Source organism: Enterococcus sp. B2E4, from assembly GCF_030499455.1.
Classification (GTDB): Bacteria; Bacillota; Bacilli; order Lactobacillales; family Enterococcaceae; genus Enterococcus_D; species Enterococcus_D casseliflavus.
The window spans coordinates 343,875-364,492 of sequence record NZ_JAUKPK010000005.1; the positions used below are offsets into that span (position 1 = coordinate 343,875).

Annotated in this window: 20 protein-coding genes; 19 read left to right on the forward strand and 1 reads right to left on the reverse strand. The window is 44.3% G+C overall.

The window, feature by feature from the left end:
* The first annotated feature begins 231 nt into the window (after window positions 1-231).
* The 4 genes from Q1X33_RS05720 to spx all read left to right on the forward strand — a co-directional run bounded on the left by Q1X33_RS05720 (window position 232) and on the right by spx (window position 4,454).
* Window positions 232-1,593 carry a citrate/2-methylcitrate synthase gene (locus Q1X33_RS05720; RefSeq protein WP_005227154.1) on the forward strand — a complete coding sequence of 454 codons (1,362 nt, stop codon included), beginning with the start codon at window positions 232-234 and terminating at the stop codon, window positions 1,591-1,593.
* Window positions 1,594-1,826: 233 nt separating this feature from the next.
* On the forward strand, window positions 1,827-3,266 hold the full coding sequence (locus Q1X33_RS05725; RefSeq protein ID WP_301969578.1) for a peptidoglycan DD-metalloendopeptidase family protein: 1,440 nt from the start codon (window positions 1,827-1,829) through the stop codon (window positions 3,264-3,266).
* Between the two features lie 286 nt (window positions 3,267-3,552).
* On the forward strand, window positions 3,553-3,954 hold the full coding sequence (locus Q1X33_RS05730; RefSeq protein WP_005227156.1) for an Asp23/Gls24 family envelope stress response protein: 402 nt from the start codon (window positions 3,553-3,555) through the stop codon (window positions 3,952-3,954).
* Window positions 3,955-4,004: 50 nt separating this feature from the next.
* Window positions 4,005-4,454 (forward strand): transcriptional regulator Spx, encoded by a 450-nt coding sequence (gene spx / locus Q1X33_RS05735; protein WP_010748641.1) that lies wholly within the window; start codon window positions 4,005-4,007, stop codon window positions 4,452-4,454.
* Window positions 4,455-4,601: 147 nt separating this feature from the next.
* Here the strand turns inward: spx and rpsD are convergent, their stop codons facing one another.
* On the reverse strand, window positions 4,602-5,213 hold the full coding sequence (rpsD, locus tag Q1X33_RS05740) for a 30S ribosomal protein S4 (protein ID WP_301969579.1): 612 nt from the start codon (window positions 5,211-5,213) through the stop codon (window positions 4,602-4,604).
* Between the two features lie 367 nt (window positions 5,214-5,580).
* On the opposite strand from rpsD, the gene Q1X33_RS05745 reads away from it, so the two are divergent.
* The 15 genes from Q1X33_RS05745 (at window position 5,581) to Q1X33_RS05815 (ending at window position 20,614) form a co-directional block, all read left to right on the forward strand.
* Complete coding sequence (locus Q1X33_RS05745) at window positions 5,581-6,378, forward strand: formate/nitrite transporter family protein (RefSeq protein WP_005227159.1); 798 nt, start codon at window positions 5,581-5,583, stop codon at window positions 6,376-6,378.
* Between the two features lie 217 nt (window positions 6,379-6,595).
* Window positions 6,596-7,372, forward strand: coding sequence for a Cof-type HAD-IIB family hydrolase (locus Q1X33_RS05750; RefSeq protein ID WP_005227160.1), 777 nt, complete (start codon window positions 6,596-6,598; stop codon window positions 7,370-7,372).
* Window positions 7,373-7,490: 118 nt separating this feature from the next.
* On the forward strand, window positions 7,491-7,913 hold the full coding sequence (locus Q1X33_RS05755; protein ID WP_005227161.1) for a methylglyoxal synthase: 423 nt from the start codon (window positions 7,491-7,493) through the stop codon (window positions 7,911-7,913).
* Window positions 7,914-7,950: 37 nt separating this feature from the next.
* Entirely contained in the window at window positions 7,951-9,186 is a 1,236-nt protein-coding gene (gene pepT / locus Q1X33_RS05760) for a peptidase T (RefSeq protein WP_005227162.1), read from the forward strand.
* Window positions 9,187-9,336: 150 nt separating this feature from the next.
* Window positions 9,337-10,134, forward strand: coding sequence for a TIGR00282 family metallophosphoesterase (locus Q1X33_RS05765; RefSeq protein ID WP_005227163.1), 798 nt, complete (start codon window positions 9,337-9,339; stop codon window positions 10,132-10,134).
* A gap of 7 nt (window positions 10,135-10,141) precedes the next feature.
* Complete coding sequence (locus Q1X33_RS05770; protein WP_005227164.1) at window positions 10,142-10,531, forward strand: YlbF family regulator; 390 nt, start codon at window positions 10,142-10,144, stop codon at window positions 10,529-10,531.
* The gene (gene mutS / locus Q1X33_RS05775) at window positions 10,515-13,067 is read left to right on the forward strand and encodes a DNA mismatch repair protein MutS (protein ID WP_034868870.1); all 2,553 of its coding nucleotides are present in this window, start codon (window positions 10,515-10,517) and stop codon (window positions 13,065-13,067) included. Before Q1X33_RS05770 ends, mutS begins: the two co-directional genes overlap by 17 nt.
* Window positions 13,068-13,082: 15 nt before the next feature.
* Window positions 13,083-15,191, forward strand: a complete 2,109-nt coding sequence (mutL, locus tag Q1X33_RS05780) for a DNA mismatch repair endonuclease MutL (protein ID WP_005227166.1) — start codon at window positions 13,083-13,085, stop codon at window positions 15,189-15,191.
* Window positions 15,188-15,748, forward strand: a complete 561-nt coding sequence (locus Q1X33_RS05785) for a nucleoside triphosphate pyrophosphatase (protein WP_005227167.1) — start codon at window positions 15,188-15,190, stop codon at window positions 15,746-15,748. Before mutL ends, Q1X33_RS05785 begins: the two co-directional genes overlap by 4 nt.
* A gap of 2 nt (window positions 15,749-15,750) precedes the next feature.
* Window positions 15,751-16,149 (forward strand): GFA family protein, encoded by a 399-nt coding sequence (locus Q1X33_RS05790; RefSeq protein WP_005227168.1) that lies wholly within the window; start codon window positions 15,751-15,753, stop codon window positions 16,147-16,149.
* 88 nt (window positions 16,150-16,237) lie between these two features.
* The gene (msrB, locus tag Q1X33_RS05795; protein ID WP_008376288.1) at window positions 16,238-16,669 is read left to right on the forward strand and encodes a peptide-methionine (R)-S-oxide reductase MsrB; all 432 of its coding nucleotides are present in this window, start codon (window positions 16,238-16,240) and stop codon (window positions 16,667-16,669) included.
* Window positions 16,670-16,850: 181 nt separating this feature from the next.
* The gene (gene ruvA, locus Q1X33_RS05800) at window positions 16,851-17,441 is read left to right on the forward strand and encodes a Holliday junction branch migration protein RuvA (RefSeq protein ID WP_005227170.1); all 591 of its coding nucleotides are present in this window, start codon (window positions 16,851-16,853) and stop codon (window positions 17,439-17,441) included.
* Window positions 17,442-17,455: 14 nt separating this feature from the next.
* Window positions 17,456-18,457, forward strand: coding sequence for a Holliday junction branch migration DNA helicase RuvB (gene ruvB, locus Q1X33_RS05805; RefSeq protein WP_005227171.1), 1,002 nt, complete (start codon window positions 17,456-17,458; stop codon window positions 18,455-18,457).
* A gap of 352 nt (window positions 18,458-18,809) precedes the next feature.
* Entirely contained in the window at window positions 18,810-19,721 is a 912-nt protein-coding gene (locus tag Q1X33_RS05810) for a sugar ABC transporter permease (RefSeq protein ID WP_005232388.1), read from the forward strand.
* A gap of 11 nt (window positions 19,722-19,732) precedes the next feature.
* Entirely contained in the window at window positions 19,733-20,614 is an 882-nt protein-coding gene (locus tag Q1X33_RS05815; protein WP_005227173.1) for a carbohydrate ABC transporter permease, read from the forward strand.
* Window positions 20,615-20,618: the final 4 nt, after the last annotated feature.

Below are 20,618 nucleotides of genomic sequence, written 5' to 3' on the forward strand. Positions count from 1 at the left end.
ATCCTCCTTTTTACGAAGATAAACGTACTTATTAGGAATAATTATACGTTGATAATTTAAAAAATCAATTAAATTTATGAAAAATATTTCATTTTCTCAACATCGTGCTATAATGTGTGAAAGTTTGTTAAAAAGCAACGATTTTATAGGATGACTATTTTAACGATGTTTGTATACGGTTAAATAACATTGTAGTCGATAGTTTGTAGAAAGATTGGAGGTAACATCACCGTGGAAAGATTAGAAAAGAAAGAGAAGCTGTCCTATCTTGCATCGCAATGTCAGAAATACAATTTGATAGATGTGAATCTTTATTCAGAATATGATGTGAAACGTGGACTGAGGGATTTAAATGGCACGGGGGTCTTAGCAGGGCTTACGACGATCTCCACCATTTATCCAGAAAAAATCATTGCTGGCAAGCCAATTGAAGCTTGTGGCGAGCTGCGTTATCGCGGAATTGACATCAACGAGTTAGTTGCAGGGTTCGTCAATGAAAAACGCTTTGGCTTTGAAGAAGTTGCATATTTATTACTTTTCGGCGAACTGCCAAACAAAACAGAACTTGCGGCCTTTCATTGCCTATTAGCAGAAAAACGTACATTGCCGACCAATTTTGTTCGTGACGTCATTATGAAAGCACCTTCTTCTGATATCATGAATAGCTTATCTCGCAGTATCTTGACACTGGCAAGTTACGATCCACAAGCAGATGACATCAGCATTGAAAATGTATTGGAACAAAGTCTGATGCTGATCAGTGTCTTTCCGCTCTTGGCGATCTATGGCTATCATGCCTACAATCATTACAATCAAGGGGAGAGTATGTATATCCACCGTCCGACCGAAGAGTTGAGTACAGCTGAAACGATTTTGACTATGCTACGTCCAACGAAAGAATATAGCTTCCAAGAAGCCCAAACATTGGATATGGCACTGGTTTTGCATATGGAACATGGCGGCGGGAATAATTCGACCTTTACGACACGAGTCGTTACCTCCAGTGGGACGGATACCTATTCAACGATTGCTGCAGCGCTAGGTTCTTTGAAAGGGCCTAAACACGGTGGTGCTAATATCAAAGTGACGGAAATGATGGGAGATTTGAAGCGCAACGTTGCTGATCTTACCGATGAACAGGCGATCCGCAGCTATTTGGAAGCAGTCTTAGATAAAGAAGCGTTTGACCGTAAAGGATTGATTTATGGCATGGGCCACGCGGTATACAGCGACAACGATCCCCGTGCGGCGATTTTTAAAAATTATGTGGCAAAATTGGCCCAAGAAAAAGGATCAGAAGCTTGGCAAGAATATCAATTGTATACAATGGTCGAACGTATTGCTCCTCAAGTCATCAATGAAAAGCGCAAAATCTACAAAGGAGTCAGTGCCAATATCGACTTTTTCAGCGGGTTTGTTTATAACATGTTGGATCTGCCAGAAGAACTGTATACACCAATGTTTGCTATCGCGCGGATCGTCGGCTGGTCCGCCCATCGGATCGAAGAGCTGGTCAACGCACAAAAAATCATGCGTCCCGCCTACAAAGAAGTGTCAAACGATCGGGAATATATCGATATAGAGTCAAGATAGATCAAAACAGCAGGGAGGAAGCTCGCTGCTGTTTTTGTTTTGGACACTCGAAAAGAGAAGGATTGAGCCGTTTTTGCGTATTTTTACTAGAGAGTAAATGAATGGCTTGGATTATTCGTTCATTAGAAAAATCAAGTTTTTCTCGTTTTTCATATAGGAATGCAAAAATTGATTACAAAGTTTCTTGCATTTTTTGTATGATAGAGGGAGGAATAAAGGAGGAAAGTTCACGAATGAAAATAAAAAAATGGATGGCAATTGCCATTATTACCAGTCAATTTTCAACAATGCTGCCAGTATCGGCTGCGGCATCTGTTTTGACGAACGAGTCTACTGCAGGTCAAAATACAGCTGAGTCAACGGTTCCGGGAGTGAACGGGCCAACCATGGGCTTGGTCCCTGGAGATGCCGCAACGGTACCAGGAGAAAACGGCGAAGTAGTTCCAGGAGAATCAACACCTGCTCCTGAACAGCCAACACCAGAACCTTTGCCAGAACCAACCCCGACACCAGAACCAACACCGGAACCAGAAGAGCCGACACCAAATCCTGATCCTGAGCCGAATCCAGAACCAGAACCAACACCTGAGCCGGCGCCAGAACCAGAAGAACCAGAACCAAATCCAGCACCAAATCCAGAACCAGAACCAGAGACAACACCAAATCCAGAGCCAGAATCAACACCAAGCCAGCCTTCGCCTGACATCAAAGAAGTACCGAATGTACCAGAGTTGACGGTAACGCCGCCGCAAGAAGATGAGCCAGCAAAATTTGAAGTCACGCCAGTCAAAGAAACGTGGGACTTTATTATGGAGATTGGAGAAGATGCTCGTAAAGTTGGACAAGAAGAAGATCTTTACGCATCGGTCATGATTGCCCAAGCGATTTTAGAGTCTGGCAGCGGAAGAAGCCGTCTGAGCCAGGAGCCTTTTTATAACTTATTTGGTATTAAGGGACTTTATGAAGGGAATGGGATTTCCTTCCAAACGCAAGAAGACGATGGTTCTGGTAATTTATACACAGTTCATGCCACTTTTCGCCAATATGACAGCATCGAATCTTCTTTGAAAGATTATGCGAAATTGTTGAAAGAAGGATTGGACCACAATCCGAATTTTTATAAAGGTGTTTGGAAATCAGAAACGGAAGCTTATGAAGACGCCACGGAATATCTGACCGGACGTTATGCATCAGATACACAATACAATGAGAAGCTGAATGCGCTGATCGAAGCGTATGCCCTGACGAGTTATGACAAAGAGAAACCAGAATTACCGACAGGCAGCGAAAAGATGATCTATCCTGTCAGCAATCCAGTTGTCTCCTCTGTCTTTGGTCCGCGAGGCAATGGGTTTCATCGTGGAGTGGACTTCGCCGCACCACAAGGAACGCCAATCATGGCTAGTCTTTCAGGAACGGTGATCCGCTCAGAATATCATTCTTCATGGGGAAATTATGTTGCCATTGAGCACAAAGATGGGTTGACGACATTGTATGCCCACAATCATCGCAATTTAGTGGAAGTCGGTCAAACGGTCGAACAAGGCGAGGTGATTGCTTCTATGGGAAGTACGGGGAACAGTACAGGCCCGCACTTGCATTTTGAAGTCAGTCTTTCACCAAGTTTAGCGCGACACCAACTGATTGATCCGTTGGAAGTTTTGTCAAAATAACACGAAAAAAAGAGAGCGTTGTAGATGCTTTCTTTTTTTTTGTCAAGAAAAACGAATCATTTCAGGAAAATTATGCTTTGAGATTTTTTTAGCGCATTCATTTTATCTTGCACGATAAATTTATTCCGAAAACAAGTGTTTTTCTTTGTAAAAAAAACAAAAAGAATTTATGCTAGAAAGGTAGGGAAAAAAATTCCCAAGAGGAATGTCCACTTTAGACAAGGTCGTGTATGCGACTTTGCGATGTCTCTAGTATCCTTTCTTATTTAACCAAGGAGTGTGAAAAATGACTGACGATCAGCAAACAACGAATGTGTCTAATGAAGCAGCGCAAGCAAGTCCACTGTCCTTTGAAGAGAAAGTCATTGAAACAATTGTTGGTGTCGCTTTGCAGTCAATTGATGGCTTGATTAGTGTAAATGGCAGATTTCTTTCAGATATGACCGAAAACCTTGAAGAACAGCCGCAAGTCGCTTCTGGCATTGATGTGGAAGTTGGCAAAGAAGAGGTTGCAGTTGATTTGGAAGTAATCGTGGCTTACGGCAAAGATATCCCCAAACTCTTTGCGCAAGTCCAAGAAGTGGTCTTAGAAGAAATTAGCCGCTTGACTTCTTTGAAAGTCAAAGAGATCAATATTCGAATCGCCGATATCGTCAAACAGGAAACGATCGATCAAATCGAAGGTTGAGCACCAAACAAAAAATCGAAGTACATCAAAGAGAAAGGAAGAATGAACAAATGATATCACTATATACAACACCCAGCTGTACGTCATGTCGTAAAGCCCGTGCATGGTTGACCGAAAATGAACTACCATTTAAAGAGAGAAACATTTTTAGCGATCCATTAAATAGTGATGAACTAATGGAGATTCTTTCTTTAACGAAAAATGGAACGGAAGACATTATATCTACTCGTTCGAAAGTGTACCAAAAGCTAGACATTGATTTAGAAGAGTTGAAGCTAGAAGAGCTGCTTTCATTGATCGAAAAATACCCGAACTTATTGAAACGACCAATTATCTTAGATGAGAACAAGCTCCAAGTGGGGTACAATGAAGAAGACATTCGTAAATTCGTGCCACGAAACTTACGAAAGATCATTTTCAAACGTCGCCAAACAGAGCTGCTCATGTTTAATTATCGCCAAAAGCAAGAAGAAGGCGAATCTGTTGCGAACTTTATCTAAAATAGGAACAAAACCGGCAAATGAATACAGCGATGTATCATTGTCGGTTTTTTGTATTTTTTTAAAGGGTCTTCTTAAAGGGATCCGTAAATCCGTTGAGTCCACAAAAAAACACGATTCCCAAAAGGAATCGTGTCGGTTGAAATCTTAAAGTTTTTGGTTGTAGAATTCAACGACTAGTGCTTCGTCAACTTCTGCAGACAATTCATCACGCTCAGGTAAACGAGTTAATGAACCTTCTAATTTTTTGCTGTCAAAGCTTACAAATGACGCGCGGCCAGCTGTTGCTTCAACTGCTTCTTTGATTGTTGAGATGTTTTGTGATTTTTCACGAACGCTGATGACTTGTCCAACTTCAACGTGGTATGAAGGGATATCAACGCGTTTGCCATCAACTAAAACGTGACCGTGGTTTACTAATTGACGTGCTTGACGACGAGTAGTTGCTAAACCTAGACGGTAAACAACGTTATCTAAGCGTTGTTCTAGCAAGATCATGAAGTTAACACCGTGTTTACCTTCTTTGATTTTGCTTGCTTTGATAAACAATGTACGGAATTGACGTTCGTTCATGCCATACATATGACGCAATTTTTGTTTTTCAGTTAATTGCATGCCGTATTCTGATTTTTTGCCACGGCTGTTTGGTCCGTGTTGACCTGGAGCGTAAGGGCGACGTGCCAATTCTTTTCCAGTTTCTGATAAAGAAATTCCTAAACGACGAGAAATTTTCCATGATGGTCCTGTATAACGAGACATAATTTAGTTCCTCCAATAAAATAGTTTGGAGTAAAATAATCCGTTGAAAAATTCACATTCGTGCAGTTCGTTCTTCAATCTTCACCTTTGCAGCCGCGGTTACGCAATTGCACCCGAGGGGCAACGAACTGGTGACGAGCTGTTATTTTCCTGCTGCATTATTTTACACAAGGAATAGTATACGACAAACTAGGGGCAAAAGTCAAGATGGAGCTGGCTTTGGATTTGATGAAAACAAAGCTTGAAATTTTTCATTAATTACTTATATTTTCAAATATCTCTTTACAAATCAGCATTTCGTCATTAGAATATGGAAGTATTGTGCAAATTATAACGAAGTAAAATTTTTCATAAAAGGAGTAGAAAAATGAATCCAGTATCCCCATTATTTGAGAAGATCGATTCATCCATAGAAAAGAAAATCGATTTGATCAAGAGTAGTTATTTGCGTTACGCTGTACGTGCGATGATGGCTTGTTTATTCTTGACCCTCGGAACAGCTATTGCTTTTGCGATCGCTATGAAAGGTGAATCAATGGTTCACGGGTTAGGAAAAATTTTGTATGCATTTATGTTTAGCTGGTCTTTAGTCATGATTCTTTATATGAACGCAGAATTAGGAACATCGAATATGTTGTATATGACTGTTGGGGTTTACCGTAAACGTCTAAGTATTCCTTTGGCATTGAAAATTTTGCTTACGTGTGTCTTGTTCAACTTGATCGGCGGGGTGATCTTCGGCTCGATCGTTGCGCTAACGGGACCTTTTCAAGGGCTGACCGCAGACAACTTTATGCTGACCTCGATCACTGCAAAATTAGAAAAATCCACTATCCAAATTTTAGTGGAAGCGATGTTCGCTAATATCGTGGTAAACACAGCCGTGTTGGTCAGCATGCGGATGAAAGACGATGCTGGAAAAGTCGCAGCAATCATTTTCATCATCTTTATCTTTGCTTTCTTAGGCTTCGAACACGTCATCGCTAACTTCCCAGCGTTTACCTTAGCTTTCTGGGCTTCAGGCGGACACTTGGCAGGCATGACTGTCGGCAGTGTGATCCATAATTTAGTTTTTGCCTTTATCGGTAACTATATCGGCGGTGGCTTGGTCATGGGACTTGGCTATGCATGGTTGAACAACTCAAAATCGACCTATGTCGACTAATCAGAACCTACAAAAAGAAGCAGCGATGCTTCTTTTTTTCTTTTCTCTAACATTTCTCTAGGAAGAAGCTATCATCCCTTAACGGAGCGTTGAAATCAGCGGTCATTTGTGTTAAGAATAAGTATGTACGGTTTTTCTTGCTGTTTTTTGTAAAAATGACCGCAACCAAGACCAAAATCTTAGTTACTTCTTAATAGAAAGCGAGCCTTAACCTTTTATGAATCGGAAATTCTTTGCCTTTGATATTGATGGAACCTTGCTTGACTCGAACAAACAGCCACTAGACAGTACGCTAAAAGCCCTTGATCTTCTGCGAGATGCTGGCCATTTCGTGACCGTTGCCACTGGGCGCAGTCGTTTTCACGCCCAAGACATTATTCGTTCGTTGTCCTTTGATAATTACATTTTATGTAATGGGGCAGCCGCCTTTCTTTCGCATCAGCAGGTGTATAAAAACTTACTTGATGAAACGCAATTGGCTGCTTTCGTGGCAGAAGCCCAAGAGCTTGGGATCGATACGGCCTTTGTCGGGATGGATACAGCGAAACGAGCGTCTTCGTTGGATATTGCTAAAATGGAAGCAGCGATGCATTCCTTTGGTGCCCAACTTCCTGAGTTGGACATGGACTTTCCTGAAGAAAAAGAAGTCTATCAAGCATTGGCTTTTTACGGAAAAGAGTATGAGCATTTCTTTGACGAGAAATACAGCAAACTGCGTTTTGTACGTTGGCATGAAAACAGTGTGGATGTCGTTCCAAAAGAAGGCTCCAAAGCAGCAACGATCCTGTGTGTCGCAGAACAATTAGGGATAGCGCAAGAAGATGTGATCTGTTTTGGTGATGGCCAAAACGATCGTGAAATGCTGACTGCCGCAGGTGTCGGTGTGGCAATGGGCAATGCGGTCCCTGAGATCCAACAAGTCGCAGATATGGTGACTGCTAGCAATGATGAAGATGGCATCTGGTTAGCCTTGAAAGAATTACAACTGATTTAAAAAGGAATCCTTTAGACATAGCACAGTCGATTTGCGGCATCTGTGCTATGTTTTTTTGTTTTTTCTCGGTCGCAAAGAAAATAAATTGGTACAATAGAAAAAAGGGGGAATGCAGCAAATGAAAATCGCATTGATTGCTCATGATCGAAAAAAGGATGTAATGGTAAAATTAGTGACTGCCTATCGAGAAATTTTAGCGCAGCATGAACTTTTCGCAACAGGAACTACGGGGAAGAGGATCGAAGAAGCAACCCAGTTGCCTGTCCACCGCTACAAATCAGGGCCGCTGGGAGGAGACCAGCAAATTGGCGCCATGATTTCGCAAGATGACTTGGACATGGTGATCTTTTTGCGCGATCCTTTAGCCGCACAACCCCATGAACCAGATGTAACGGCATTGATTCGCTTGTCAGACGTGTACGAGATTCCTTTAGCCACCAATATGGGAACGGCAGAGATCTTGCTGCGCGGGATAGCAGCTGGCTTTGCTGATTTTCGACAAGTGATCCACGAAACGGACAATCGTCCCCTGTCGTTATAAAGATAGTAGAAGAATTGAAGAAAAAGGACGTGCAGAATTGAAAGCAATCTTAAAGGATTTTTTGACCTATGCAAAAATGAATACTCGCTCGGATGCCACGAGTCAGACCATCCCAACGACGCAGGGACAAGTTGAGTTGGCTCTTTTATTGAAAGATCAGTTGATCGAGATGGGATTAGCGGATGTTGCTTACTATGAAAAGAATAGTTTTGTGATCGGACGTCTACCTGGTAATCCTGAAAAAACGGCGATTGGCTTTATTGCCCATGTAGATACGGCAGATTTCGAAGCTGAAAATATTCAACCGCAGATCCATGAAAATTACGATGGCAAGGATGTTTGTTTAAATAAAGAAAAAGCCATTTATATGACAACTGCTGAATTTCCTAATCTCAAAGACTATGTCGGCGAAACGTTGATCACAACGGATGGAACGACCCTGCTGGGTGCAGATGATAAAGCTGGTATCGCAGAGATCATTGATGCGCTGCGGATCTTACAAACGATGGATGCGCATAAGCGTGGCGATGTCTGGGTCGCTTTTGGTCCTGACGAAGAGATCGGGACTGGCGCTGATCGCTTTGATGCGGCGGATTTTCCAGTAGCATTTGCTTACACGATGGACAGTGGTCGCGTGGGCCATATGGAGTATGAAACCTTTAATGCGGCTCGTATCGATATAACGATCGACGGTACGAGTGTGCATCCTGGGACTGCCTATGGTCGTTTGGTCAACGCCTTGAAAATCGCGCATCAAATCGATGATGCCTTACCAGCAGAGGAAGTTCCTGAACGCACCCGCGGGTATGAAGGCTTCTACCTGCTGCACAATTTGACGGGACATATTGGTCGAGCAGAAGTTTCTTATATCATTCGTGATCACGATCATACGCTTTTTGAACAGCGAAAAGCCAACATCGTGGGGATCATTGATGAACTGAACACAGCCTATGGGCAAGAACGTATCACCTATACGCTGTATGATCAATATTACAATATGGGGGATTTGATCAAGAAAGATCCCCGCAGTATCGAAGCTGCCCGAGCAGGGATGCAAGCGATTGGCGTGACGCCGATCGAAGCACCGTTTCGTGGCGGGACCGATGGCTCGAAAATCACTTATAAAGGGATCCCAACACCGAACTTATTTGTCGGCGGTGAAAACTTCCATGGCCAGTATGAATTTATTACCGTGGAAGCGATGGAAAAAGCCCGTGATTTGATCGTGGCGATCGTAGAACATGTAGGACAAGAGGACACCACTGTTTCCTAAGAGAATTAAGCGACACGCTAGACTGATGCGAAAGAGTCTAGCGTGTTTTTTTGTCCTGCTGCAGGGAAGAACCGCAAGTGAAAGAACCTTTTTTTTCTGGACCAAAACCCTTATAATAGAAAAGAAGCTAAAAGAGAAGAGGAAAAATGTGTGCGGGTATTATTCATTGGAGATGTAGTTGGTTCATTAGGAAGAGAAACGATCACGGAGTACCTTCCAAAATTAAAAAAGGTGTATCGACCACAGGTGACGATCGCAAACGGCGAGAATGCGGCGGCGGGTCGTGGGATCACTGGTAAAATCTATAAGAAATTTTTGCAAGATGGTGTCGATGTCGTGACATTAGGCAATCATACATGGGACAACCGTGACATTTTTGAATTTATTGGCGATGCGAAGAAAATGATTCGTCCAGCCAATTTTCCAGAGGGAACACCGGGGGTCGGCATGGTATTTGTGAAAGTCAACACCATTGAATTAGCGGTAATCAACATGCAAGCTCGCTCGTTCATGGTAGACCTTGATGATCCGTTTCGCAAAATGGATGAATTGGTTGCGATTGCCCGCAAACGTACACCGTTTATCTTTGTGGATTTTCATGGGGAGACCACCAGTGAAAAACAAGCGATGGGCTGGTATTTGGATGGCCGTGTTTCGGCAGTCGTCGGCACGCATACCCACGTCCAGACCAATGATGCGCGGATTTTGCCCCAAGGAACGGCTTATTTGTCAGATGTCGGCATGACTGGTCCTTATGATGGGATCTTGGGGATGAAACGCGAACCAGTCATTGAAAAATTTTTGACGGCGTTGCCGCAACGGTTTGAAGTGATTGAAAAAGGCCGCAGTATTTTGTCGGCTTGCTTGCTTGAGATTGATGAAGCCACTGGTAAAGCAAAATCGATCCGTCCGATCCAAATCAGTGAAGATCGCCCGTTTACAGAATAGGAGAAGCATGGAAGAGCAATTAGTCAAAGAACCACACGTTGCCCAAGAGCTGGCTGCTTTGCAAAAGCTCTTGTCTGATCATCCGATCGTTCAAGAATTTCAAGAAATCCAAGCACGAGCCTTGCAAAACCAAGGGCTATTGGAGCTGGAAGAAGCGCTGAAGCAAGCGCAAAAAGAGATCGTTCAATTTGAGCATTATGAGAAACCTGAAGCAAAAAAAGCTGCCGAGCAGCGTTATGCGTCATTGACAAACGAATACGAGCAGCACCCCTTAGTGGTTGCTTATCGCCAAGCGTTACTGCAAGCAGATGAATTGCTGCAATATGTCACGACGGAGATCCAAAAGAAAATGAATAAAGCCATCGAGGAGGATGAAACCAATGCCTCAAAAAACTAAAAATACCCCGATGATGGAACAGTATTTAAGCATCAAGGCTCAGTACCAAGATGCTTTTTTATTCTATCGTTTAGGGGATTTCTATGAATTATTTAATGAGGATGCTGTCAAGGCAGCACAAATTTTAGAACTGACGTTAACCAGCCGCAACAAAAATGCGGAGGAACCGATCCCTATGTGTGGGGTGCCTTACCACGCTGCCAGCAATTACATCGACACTTTGATCGAGCAAGGCTACAAAGTAGCGATTTGTGAGCAAGTGGAAGATCCAAAAACCACCAAAGGAATGGTCAAACGCGAAGTCGTTCAACTGATCACGCCGGGAACGGTGATGGACAGTAAAGGCCTATCCGCCAAAGAAAACAACTTTTTGACAGCTGTTTTGCAGCAAGGGGAGCGTTTTGGCTTTGCCTATGTCGATCTAAGTACCGGTGAATTAAAAGCAGCGCAATTGGAAGATGAAGAAGCTGTCGTCAATGAGGCCGCCGCTCTGCAAACGAAAGAAGTCGTTTTGTGCAGCGAGATTCCTGAGTCATTGCAAACAACACTGACCAATCGCTTGAATGTCGTGTTTTCTAAGCAAGAAACGTTGGAAGAAAATGCCGAATTTCAATTTTTAACAGAACCTCTCTCCCAAGAGTTAGAAAAAGTAGTCACAGGGAAGTTGCTAAGTTATTTGGCGATCACCCAAAAACGCAGTTTAGCGCATATTCAACAAGCCGTGGAATATCAGCCCGATCATGCCTTGAAAATGGATCATTATTCCAAATTTAACTTAGAATTGACGCAGTCGATTCGAACTGGCAAAAAACAAGGGACTCTTTTGTGGTTGCTGGACGAGACAAAAACCGCAATGGGTGGCCGTTTGTTAAAGCAATGGTTAGACCGTCCCTTGATCCAGCCAAAGAAAATCACTGCCCGCCAAGAAATGGTCCAATCGTTACTGGACAGTTTCTTTGAGCGAGCAGATCTGCAAGAAGCGTTGACGAAAGTCTATGACATGGAACGCTTAGTCGGACGGGTCGCCTTCGGAAATGTCAATGGCCGCGATTTGCTGCAGTTGAAATCTTCTTTGGAGCAAGTGCCTTTGATCGCGCAATTGCTGCAAGGCATCAACCGTGGCGAGTGGAATGACTTGCTGCTGGAATTAACGCCCTTAGATGATTTGGTTGCACTGATCGAAGCGTCGATCGATGAAGATGCCCCGTTGCAGATCACAGAAGGCAACATCATCAAAGACGGGTTCCATCAACAATTAGATGAATACCGCACAGCGATGCGTAACGGCAAGCAATGGCTGGCAGAATTAGAAGCCAACGAACGCCAAGCGACGGGAGTCAAAAACCTGAAAGTTGGGTTCAACCGCGTCTTTGGCTATTACATTGAGATCACGAAAGCCAATCTATTGAATTTAGATACCTCTCGCTACGAGCGCAAGCAAACGTTAGCCAATGCGGAACGGTTTATTTCACCCGAGTTGAAAAAACTGGAGACTTTGATTTTAGAAGCCGAAGAGAAATCAGTGGATTTGGAATACCGCCTGTTTCTTGACGTCCGTGAAGAAGTGAAAAAGAGTATCACCCGTCTGCAAAAGTTGGCCAAAGCCGTCAGTGCGGTCGATGTCTTACAAAGTTTCGCCACAGTTTCGGAACGCTACCAATACGTGCGGCCGACAGTAGCGAAAAAACGAGCGGTATCGATCATCGACGGCCGTCATCCTGTAGTGGAAAAAGTCCTTGGTCACCAAGAGTACATTCCGAATAGTATCGTGATGGATGAAGAAACAGAGATCTTGTTGATCACAGGCCCAAATATGTCTGGGAAAAGTACGTACATGCGGCAGTTTGCCTTGCTAGTCATTATGGCGCAGATCGGCTGTTTCGTACCCGCACAATCTGCAGAGATGCCGATTTTTGATCGGATCTTTACTCGCATCGGTGCCAGCGATGACCTGATCGCCGGTCAAAGCACGTTTATGGTGGAGATGATGGAAGCCAACCAAGCGCTGCGTCATGCAACGCCTAACGGCTTGATTTTGTTTGATGAGTTAGGGCGTGGGACTGCGACCTATGATGGGATGGCATTGGCACAAGCCATCATTGAATATATCCACAAAGAAGTTCATGCCAAAACACTTTTCTCCACCCATTATCATGAGCTGACGGTTTTAGATGAGGAATTGGCGCACTTGCGCAATGTCCATGTCGGTGCCGTTGAAAAAGAAGGCGAAGTCGTCTTCTTGCATAAGATGATGGAAGGGCCCGCAGATAAAAGCTATGGGATCCATGTAGCCAAAATCGCTGGACTGCCAAGTGCACTCTTACAGCGCGCAGCCACGATCTTAAAAGCGCTGGAAGAACATGAACCGACGGTACAACCAAAACCCGTCGTCGAAGAAAGTCAGCAGTTGTCGTTGTTTAGTGAAGTATCTACGGAAGAAATCGGCGTCATCGATCAGTTGAAGAAATTGAATCTGTTGGAAATGACCCCGATGGACGCTCTGAATACATTGTACGAGCTGCAAAAACGAATTTAGAAAGAAGGTCAGCAGATGGGAAAGATCCAAGAGTTATCCGAACGTCTGGCGAACCAAATCGCGGCAGGAGAAGTCGTTGAGCGACCGGCTTCTGTTGTCAAAGAATTAGTTGAAAACGCCGTGGATGCCGGCAGTACCCAAATCGATATTTTTATTGAAGAAGCGGGCTTGCGTAAAATCCAAGTCATCGATAATGGCGAAGGAATTGCAGAAGAGGATGTCTTGACTGCCTTTAAACGCCACGCCACCAGCAAAATCCACAATCGGGATGACTTGTTTCGAATACGTACCCTCGGGTTTCGCGGGGAGGCTTTGCCTAGTATCGCTTCGGTTTCGATCCTCTCGATTGAAACGGCAGTCAAAGACGCCCAACAAGGCTCCTTTGTGCGCTTAAAGGGCGGAGCTGTTGAAGAGCATCTGCCTGCCAACTTGCGGCAAGGAACCAAGATCACTGTGGAAAACCTCTTTTACAATACACCGGCACGTTTGAAATATGTCAAGACGCTGCAAACGGAACTAGCGAACATCGGCGATATCGTCAATCGGATCGCCCTGAGCCACCCAGAAGTGGCTTTTCGTCTCGTTCATGAAGGCAATAAGATGTTGAGCACCACTGGAAGTGGGCAGTTAAAACAAACCATCGCAGGGATCTACGGGGTGGAAACCGCCAAAAAAATGATCGCGATCGATACTGAGGACCTCGACTTTAAAGTCACTGGCTTTGTGTCACTGCCAGAAGTCACCCGAGCCAGCCGCAACTATTTATCCACGATCATCAATGGTCGTTATATTCGCAATTTCGCTTTGAATAAAGCGATCGTTGCTGGTTACGGATCAAAATTGATGGTCGGTCGTTTTCCATTAGCTGTCCTTGAAATCAAAATGGACCCCTTATTAGTCGATGTCAACGTTCATCCGACTAAGCAAGAAGTTCGTTTGTCAAAAGAAGAAGAACTGACCAAGCTAATCAGTAAAGCCATCAATGAGGCGCTACGGGAAATCAATTTGATTCCTAACGCCGCTGACAATCTGCGTTTCAAGAAAAAAGTTGCCGATCAGCCAAAAGCCCAGCAGCTTGGCTTGGAACTGGAGTCAGCAGGAAATTCGACTTCTGGGTTGTCTTATAATCGCGAAACAGGGAAATTTGAGGTGCAGGGCAACACTTATCAACAGACTGTGGATAACTCTGTGGAAAAACCTGTGGAGGAAGGTGGAAAACTTCCAGAAATGCCACAGGAATCTAGCGAAAACCTGTTGGAAGAAACCGAGGAAACCTTTCGCAGTTTGGAAGAGACGCTGCCAAATAAGCCTGTCCGAAAACCATTTGTGGAAGGCCAGACGGAAACAAAAGCGTCGCTGCCAGAAGCGCCAGTCTTTCTCCCAGATGAGACGCCAGAGCTTACGGCGCAAGATCTGCAGAGTCAAGCGACTCTGCATCCTGAAATGCATGGGGATGACCGCAACTACCTAAAAACGGTCGAACGGTTGCTGGAAGAAGAACCAGCGAAGGAGCGTTTTCCCCAATTGGATTATTTTGGGCAGATGCATGGGACCTATTTGTTTGCCCAAAGCGAGGCGGGGCTTTATATCGTCGACCAGCATGCGGCGCAAGAACGAATCAAATACGAGTATTACCGCGAAAAAATCGGCGAAGTGACCAATGACCTGCAAGAATTGTTGGTGCCGATCGTTTTGGATTATCCCAACAGCGATGCACTGCAATTACAAGAACAAAGCGACAAGCTGGCAGAAGTCGGGATCCATCTGGAATCTTTTGGGACCAATAGTTTCATCGTCCGAGCGCACCCGACGTGGTACCCTAGCGGTGAAGAAGAAGCCATCATCCGCGAGATGATCGATATGTTATTGACGACAGGAAGTGTCAGTGTCAAAAAGTTTCGTGAAGCAACCGCGATCATGATGAGCTGCAAACGATCCATCAAAGCCAATCACTATTTGAATGAAGCACAAGCTAGGATCTTGTTGCAAGATTTAGCGAAATGCGAGAATCCCTTCAACTGTCCCCATGGTCGTCCGGTGCTGATCCATTTCACCAACAGCGACATGGAGCGGATGTTCAAACGGATTCAAGATCCTCATCGAGCAAGGAGTGGCATGGAATGATTATTTTGGCTTCACAGTCGCCGCGGCGCAAAGAATTATTAGCAGAGTTAGTCTCGGAATTTGCGGTCATACCAGCAGATATCGACGAGTCGGTCCGACCAAACGAAGCTGCGATCCCTTATGTCCAACGGATGGCAGCAGAAAAAGCGGCGGCTATTGCGCAAACCTATCCTGAAGATCTGGTGATCGCGAGCGATACGACGGTCGTGGTGGGTGAAGAAATCTTAGGAAAGCCAGTCGACCGTAAAGATGCTCGGTCGATGTTGCGAAAAATGAGCGGACATACCCATTGGGTGCATACCGCCGTCTTTTTGCAAAAAGGCAACCAGCAACGCCAAGCAGTGGTTTCGACGGAAGTTGTGTTTCGTCCTTTGACGGATCAAGAGATCGACAAGTATCTTGCCTTAGATGAGTACCAAGACAAAGCGGGCGCCTATGGGATCCAAGGGGCAGCCAAAATATTTGTCTCATCGATAAACGGCGATTTTTATACGATCGTAGGATTTCCTGTCGCTACGGTCTATCAGTTGCTGCAAGAGTTTACGGAGGAGGAATAAGGATGGATGTTTCTGGTAGTTGTCTTTGCGGCAAAGTCACGATCAACTTGACGGGAGTTGCGAAAGAAATCACGGTTTGTCATTGTAGTCTCTGCCAGAAATTTCACGGCGGACCGATGTTTGCTCTTGCGCCATGCTCGGAGGACCAGATGGCTCTTCAAGGAGTGAAGTGGCTGCGACGTTACGATTCTTCTGAGTGGGCACAGCGAGGATTTTGCAGTCAATGCGGCTCGAGCCTGTTCTTTTACCTCAATGAAACACACACCTATTTTTTTGCGGCTGGGTTGTTTGGCAACATGCCAGAAGCTGTCTTAACCGAAGAAATCTATACAAAAGACAAACCGCATTTTTACCATTTTGCGGAACCAACGACTCGTTGGCAAAAGCTGCAAAACCCTTAAACAATTTGAGCAAGTCATTTTACATTCGCTAAGAAAAAAGGCATGATAGAGCATACAGGATGAGTCTAGAGGAAAAGCAGGTGAAAAAATGACAGATAAAAAAGAATTAAAAGAAAAATTGTCGCCAATCGAATATGCGGTGACCCAAGAAAATGCAACCGAACGCCCCTTTACTGGCGAGTATGATGATTTTTATGAAAAAGGGATCTATGTTGATATCGTCAACGGAGAACCATTGTTTGCTTCTACTGATAAATATGACGCAGGTTGTGGCTGGCCGTCCTTTTCGAAACCGATCAGTCGCCAAGATATTCAAGAAAAAGCTGATTTTTCTCACGGCATGCATCGGGTAGAAGTCCGCAGCAAAGAAGCTGACTCTCATTTAGGACATGTTTTTTCAGACGGTCCTCAGGACAAAGGCGGTTTGCGCTATTGTATCAACTCGGCAGCATTGAAGTTCATCCCTTTAGCAGAAATGGATGAAAAAGGCTATGGCGAATTCAAATCACTCGTTGAGTAAGTATTAGGAACTGTGTGCGAAAAAAAGACGCAGCAGCATGTCTCGTTTGAAAAAATGCGACTGAAACAACGGTTTTTCCTCCGTTTGTTTCCTGCTAAGCCTTTTCCTTCGTTCACAGTCCTTTTTTTGCCCTCTCGTCTGTGCTACAATAAAGGGAACATATGTACAGAAAGGAAAGCACATGTACGAATATATCATAGGAAAAGTAACGGATATCTTTCCGGCGTATATCGTAGTTGAGACCCATGGCATCGGCTATCAGATCGCTTTTGGCAATCCGTATTCATTTAGCGGCAAGTTGAACCAAGAAGTAAAAATCTATCTGCACCAAGTGATTCGTGAAGATGCTCATAGTCTCTACGGCTTTGCCACGATCGAAGGCAAGCAGTTGTTTTTAAAATTGATCAGTGTCTCAGGTATTGGACCAAAGAGTGCGTTAGCAATCATGGCCAATGAAGACCATACAGGGTTGATCACGGCAGTCGAAAATGGGGACGTCAACTATTTGACTAAGTTCCCAGGTGTCGGTAAAAAGACGGCGCAGCAAATGATCCTAGACTTGAAAGGCAAAGTGGCTGAACTGGTTGGAGAAGAAGCGATCGTTCCTCTAAGCGTAGCAACGACTGCTTTAGATGAAGCGATGGAAGCCTTGAAAGCATTGGGTTATAGCGAAAAAGAAGTCAAGAAAGCCGAAAAACAATTAGCGGAGAATACCACAAAATCGACGGATGAGTACTTGCGGGAAGCTCTCCGATTGATGATGAAAAAGTAAGGAGCAAGTAGACGATGGATGAACGAATTGTTTCGCCAGAAAGCACTGAACAAGAAGAGATCATCGAAAAATCCTTGCGTCCGCAAACCCTTGCCCAATATATCGGACAAGACAAAGTCAAGCAGGAGCTTTCGATTTATATCCAAGCGGCGAAAAATCGAGAAGAAGCGTTGGATCATGTCCTCTTATATGGTCCGCCAGGCTTAGGGAAAACAACGATGGCAATGGTGATCGCCAACGAGATGCAGGTCCAAATCAAGACGACCAGCGGTCCTGCGATCGAAAAACCAGGGGATTTGATTGCGATCTTGAATGAGCTGCAGCCGGGGGATGTTCTGTTTATCGATGAGATCCATCGCTTGCCTCGTGTCGCCGAAGAAATGCTTTATTCGGCAATGGAAGATTTTTATGTGGACATCATGGTGGGGCAAGGGACAACGGCTCACCCAGTTCATTTTCCGCTCCCGCCATTTACCTTAGTCGGCGCAACGACGCGGGCGGGGATGCTCTCGGCGCCACTACGGGATCGCTTCGGGATCATTTCTCATATGCAATATTATGAAGACCATGATTTAAAAGAGATCGTGCAGCGGACTGCGTCGATCTTTGAAACGGATATCGTGGAAGAAGGGGCGATCGAAATCGCCCGCCGGTCCCGAGGCACCCCGCGGATCGCCAACCGGTTGCTTAAACGAGTTCGCGATTATGCGCAAGTGCAAGCAGATGGATTGATCGATCGCACCGTTGCTGACCAGGCATTGGCGCTTTTGGCAGTCGATCATGCTGGCTTGGATTATATCGATCAGAAATTGATCCGCACGATGATCGAATTGTACCAAGGCGGCCCGGTGGGATTAAGTACGATCGCTGTCAATATCGGGGAAGAAACCGAAACAGTGGAAGATATGTACGAACCGTTTTTGATCCAAAAAGGATTTTTGAAACGCACCTCGCGTGGGCGGATCGCAACGCCGTTAGCCTATGACCATTTTGGTTATCCGCAAAGAAGTGAATAGAACGAAGCAGCAATCAACGATGATTGCTGCTTTTTTGTGCTTTTGGTGAAACGTTTCTTTTTGTTTTTTAATGATTTCTGTGAATTAATCGATGTTGAAAAAATACAATATTTGTGAAATTTGATTAAACGGAAATGTTCGAAAAAAAAATTTCTTCTGAAAAAGCTGATATGAAAGCTTTTGTATTTGTGAGGAACCCAACAAAATTTGTGAAAAAAGAAAAGCTGAAAAAAATAATTGGAAAGGCTTGCATTTTCGATTGGCAGCGGATATAATCTTTTTGTAGAAACGTTTCACCAAAATGTGGAGATATACGTAGTGTTGCGAGGATAGAAAGAAGGAGATTTTGTGTATGAGTAAACTGCAAAAGTTTTATAGTCAACGGCAGCTTCACTGGATGGTTTTTCCCGGCGTGGCATTTATGATCGTATTTAATTATATTCCGATCTACGGAATTATAATCGCTTTCAAAAACTATACGGTGATTGACACCATTTCATCAGCACCATGGGTCGGGTTAGAGAATTTCCGTATCATTATGAATGACAGTTTTTTCTGGGAAGCGGTTAGAAATACGTTAGCCATCAGCTTATTGAAATTAGGTTTAGGTTTTGCGATCCCGATTGTGTTAGCCATTATGATTTTTGAAATGCAAGATGGCCGCTTGAAGAAATTTATTCAAACGGTTTCATACATTCCCCATTTTTTCTCATGGATCGTGCTAGGTGGGATGATGATTTCTTGGCTGTCAACGAACGGCTTTATCAACCAAGTGCTGATGTCCGTAGGATTGATGGACAAAGGGGTCAATCATCTATTGGATCCAAGCAAATATTGGTGGATCGCGGTCCTTTCGGATCTATGGAAAGAAGTCGGCTGGGGAACGATCCTTTACTTGGCGGGTATGTCGCGGATCGATCCAACGTTTTATGAAGCCGCACGAATCGATGGTGCCAGCAAGCTAAGACAGATTCGTTCGATCACATTGCCATTACTGACACCGATCATCTCCTTAAACTTGATTCTGAATGTGAGCGGTATCTTAGGGTCAAACCTAGATCAAACATTAGTTTTAATGAATTCACAGAACCAAAACCGTTCAGAAGTCATCAACTCCTTCGTTTATAAAATGGGGTTGACGCAAGGTGATTTCTCTTATGCAACTGCTGTCGGCTTGGGGATCGCGGTCATTTCCGTCATCTTATTGGTGATCACGGATCGAGTGACCCGCAAGTTGAACAACGGCAATTCAGTTATCTTATAGGAGGAAAAAACATGATCAAAAGAAAAGCAAAAGAAAACACGTGGTTTTACTTCTTCAATACCGTGATCTTGATTTTATTCTCATTGATGATCATCGTACCGATTTGGAATATCTTGGTTTCCTCCGTGTCTTCTAGTTCTGGATTAGCGGGCAACGGCCTCGTGTTATGGCCCAAAGGCTTTACCTGGGAAAACTATCGGAAAGTTTTTTCCGACGCAAGTATCCCCCGTGCCTTCTTGATCTCAGTGTTAAAAACGGTTCTTGGGGCTGCGACCCATACCTTGTTTTGTGCGATCGTGGCTTACGGATTGAGTAAATCACGCTTGGTCGGCCGCAACATCTATACAACGATGGGGGTCATCACCATGTACTTCAGTGGTGGGATGATTCCAACGTACTTGCTGATTCGCTCGCTAGGATTACTGGATTCTTTCTGGGTCTACATTATTCCAGCCTTGTTCAGCTACTATGATGTCGTGATTTTAATGAACTTTTTCCGTGAGATTCCGCCTTCACTCGAAGAATCTGCGAAGATCGACGGTGCAAGTGAATTCCAAATCTTCTATAAAATCTTCTTACCATTAACGAAACCGGCCTTGGCAACCATCATCTTGTTCAACGGGGTTGGCCAATGGAACGATTTTATGACGACAAAACTGTATATCACAAAAGAGTATCTCTATCCGCTGCAAATGAAGATTTATGAAATCATCGTCCAATCCAACTTGAGTACGATGACTGAAAGCGGTAGTACCGACTTTATCGTCCAAGCAACGACCCGTGGGGTTCAGTTGGCTACGATCGTCATCACGACAGTGCCAATTTTAATTATATATCCATTGCTTCAAAAACACTTTATCGGCGGTATGATGGCCGGTGCAGTAAAAGAATAGAAAG